Here is a 3,152-nt window from a genome sequence, read left to right as displayed (position 1 = left end):
ATTTGAATTTAAAACAAGTCAAAGGCAATCGCTATCCAACGGTTCGCCTTACTTCAGGCTATAATTTCACACGTTCAGAAGCTTCTTTGGGATTCATCACGCAATCTTCTGGACAAGGTTTTGTGTATGGAGTAACAGCTACCGTGCCTATTTTTAATGGATTTCTTCAAAACAGAAACGAAAAAGTAGCGAAATATCAAGTGGAGAATGCAGGATTCCTTTTGGAACAACAAAAATTATCGCTAACTTCACAATTATCGTCTTTATTTGCGAGCTATCAAACCAATTTAGAGTTGGTAAAAGTGGAAGAAAAAAACTTAGAAATAGCCAAACAAAACTTAGATATTACTTTAGCGAAATTCAAAATTGGAACCATTACCACTATCGAATTTAGAACTGCTCAACAAAACTTTGTAGATGCATCGGTTCGTTATTCGAATGCGCAATATGTAACCAAACTTTCAGAAATTAACCTAAAAGAATTAGCTGGTACTTTAAAATTGAATTAATATTTTTAGATTTGTGAAAGTGATGATGAGTTTTCATAACTTTTAAACTCTTAAACATCTAAACTTTTAAACACTAATAAATGGTTCAATACAACCCAAAAGACTGGATTACTTTTATTTTTCGTTTTCACGAATCGGACACCTTTCGTCAACTAATTCCGATGATGATTTTCATTGGATTTTATGCCTACGGAATTGCCTATTTGGAATTAGAATATTGGAAACTTTCCGAAACAAGTCATGTAAAAAATCTTAACGTAATGCACACAACTGTTGGTTTTGTATTGTCGTTATTATTGGCATACAGAACCAATACGGCTTACGACCGTTGGTGGGAAGGAAGAAAACAATGGGGTTCATTAGTCAATAATAGTCGAAATTTAGCCTTAAAACTTTCCGCTTATTTGTCTGATGAGAATGATAGAAATTTCTACAGAAAAGTGATTCCGGCTTATGCTTCGGTGCTTTCGAAACATTTATTGAATGAAGAAGTGAGCAAAATGTTATTTGAAGGTTTAGATTTAGAAATGGATCATCACAAACACCGCCCGAATCAAGTGGCAAAAATGTTGTTTCAAAAAGCAAATGATTTGTACAAATCAGGAAAAATTACGGGTGACCAATTTTACATCATCAATTCCGAGTTGCAATCGTTTACTGATATTTGTGGCGCTTGCGAACGTATTAAAAACACGCCTATTCCCTACTCCTACAGTTCGTTTATCAAAAAATTCATCTTCTTTTTTGTGATGACATTGCCTTTCGGATTTGTATTTAGTTTGGGTTACTACGTAATTCCGGTTGTGATTTTCATCTTTTATGTTTTAGCGAGTTTAGAATTAATCGCCGAAGAAATCGAAGACCCATTTGGCACTGACGCCAACGATTTACCGATGACGAAAATTGCTTCGAATATTAAGAAGCATGTAGAAGAGATTTTGTAAGGGTTTGGAGGAAATTTGGTATATTTGGAAATAATACTTTTACTATTCTTTAAAAAAATTATACCATGAAAAACCTATTCCACACAACACTCCTACTCTTATCCATAACTTTATTCACAAGCTGTAAACAAGAAACCGTAACCATTCAAAACGAGTATTTTGCACAATCGGCTGATAGTATTCAAAATGGTGGTGTAAAAGTCATTCCTATTTCAACTCCAAAAGGCACTTTTAATGTTTGGACGAAGCGTATTGGGAACAATCCAAAAATTAAAGTATTGCTTTTAAATGGTGGTCCAGGCGCAACGCATGAATATTTTGAATGTTACGAAAACTTCTTACCTGCAGAAGGCATAGAGTTCATTTATTACGACCAATTAGGTTGCGGAAATGCCGATAATCCAAACGATACTTCGATGTGGGATTTACCAAGATATGTGGAAGAAGTAGAACAAGTTCGTAAAGCTTTAAAGTTAGACAATACCAATTTTTACTTGTTAGGACATTCTTGGGGCGGCATTTTAGCTATGGAATACAGCTTGAAATATCAAAACAACATGAAAGGCTTAATCATTTCTAATATGATGGCAAGTTGCCCAGAATATGATAAATATGCCAATGAAGTATTAGCCAAACAAATGAATCCAGAAGTTTTGGCAGAATTAATGAAAATGGAAGCCAATAACGATTTTTCTAATCCAAGATACATGGAATTATTACTTCCAAATTTCTATGAAAAACACATTCTTCGTTTCCCTGCAAAAGACTGGCCAGAACCGGTAAATCGTTCGTTTGCTAAGATGAATCAGTCGCTTTACGTAACCATGCAAGGTCCGAGTGAATTTGGAATTTCAGGAAAATTAGAAAAATGGGATAGAAAAGCCGATTTGAAAAATGTAAAAATCCCAACCTTAGTAATCGGAGCAAAACACGATACAATGGATCCAAAACACATGGAAGAGATTTCGAAAATCTTACCAAATGGCTCGTATTTATTCTGTCCAAAAGGAAGTCACATGGCATTTTACGACGATCAAAAAACCTATTTTAGTGGATTGATTTCGTTCTTGAAAAAATAACCTAAAAGCAACTCTTAGTAGTTGCTTTTTTTGTATATTAGTTTTCTATTTCAAAATTTAAAATGGCGAACAAAGCGTTACTTTTTACTCCTGCTTTAACCCACGAAAAGTCGTTAAAAACTTTGGTGGAAAATCGTACCATTTTTTCTTTAGACCATTGTGAATTGAATATTTTTGAAACCTATCAAAAATCCGATTTAGTTCCTTTGAAATTTAATGATTTGGTAGTAACAAGCATGTTGCGTGGAAAAAAAGTGATGCATTTATTTGAAGATCCAAGTTTTGAATATTTACCCGGCGAAACCGTAATTGTACCTTCCAATGCCGAAATGAAAATCGATTTTCCCGAAGCATCAAAAGACAATCCTACACAGTGTATTGCTTTGGCAATCGATAATCAAATTATTACCAATACTTTGGATTTTTTAAACGAGAAATATCCGAAAGAAGGAAAAAGTAATTTGTGGAAATTAGACCACGAGAACTATTTCTTTTATAATAACGTAGAATTAGCAGGAACCATCAACAAACTGATTAAGGAATGCATGGGCAATTCGCTAACCAAAGACGCTCTTGCCGATTTAACGCTTCAAGAATTGATTATCCGAATTATTCAAACG

The 3,152-nt window shown here is 34.1% G+C and carries 4 protein-coding genes; all 4 read left to right on the top strand.

All coding sequences use genetic code 11. The features are described 5' to 3' along the window. A partial coding sequence (locus L6Q46_RS13360) for a TolC family protein (RefSeq protein WP_291284720.1) occupies positions 1 to 509 on the top strand: 509 nt, incomplete at its 5' end. Between the two features lie 80 nt (positions 510 to 589). After that, a complete protein-coding gene (locus L6Q46_RS13355; protein ID WP_291284719.1) occupies positions 590 to 1,453 on the top strand; it encodes a bestrophin family ion channel in 864 nt (287 codons plus the stop codon). Positions 1,454 to 1,518: 65 nt separating this feature from the next. Next, positions 1,519 to 2,532 (top strand): proline iminopeptidase-family hydrolase, encoded by a 1,014-nt coding sequence (locus L6Q46_RS13350; protein ID WP_291284718.1) that lies wholly within the window; start codon positions 1,519 to 1,521, stop codon positions 2,530 to 2,532. Between the two features lie 62 nt (positions 2,533 to 2,594). After that, the coding region (locus tag L6Q46_RS13345) for an AraC family transcriptional regulator (protein ID WP_291284717.1) at positions 2,595 to 3,152 on the top strand (558 nt) is incomplete at its 3' end.

The sequence above is a fragment of the Flavobacterium sp. genome (assembly GCF_023151265.1).
In the GTDB taxonomy this organism is placed as follows: Bacteria; Bacteroidota; Bacteroidia; order Flavobacteriales; family Flavobacteriaceae; genus Flavobacterium.
Note: the sequence above shows the minus strand (reverse complement) of the source record. Positions and strands in the feature narration are given on the sequence as shown.

Coding starts and splice junctions, on each gene's coding strand:
- L6Q46_RS13355 (WP_291284719.1), top strand. CDS start 590: ATGGTTCAATACAACCCAAAAGACTGGATTACTTTTATTTTTCGTTTT.
- L6Q46_RS13350 (WP_291284718.1), top strand. CDS start 1,519: ATGAAAAACCTATTCCACACAACACTCCTACTCTTATCCATAACTTTA.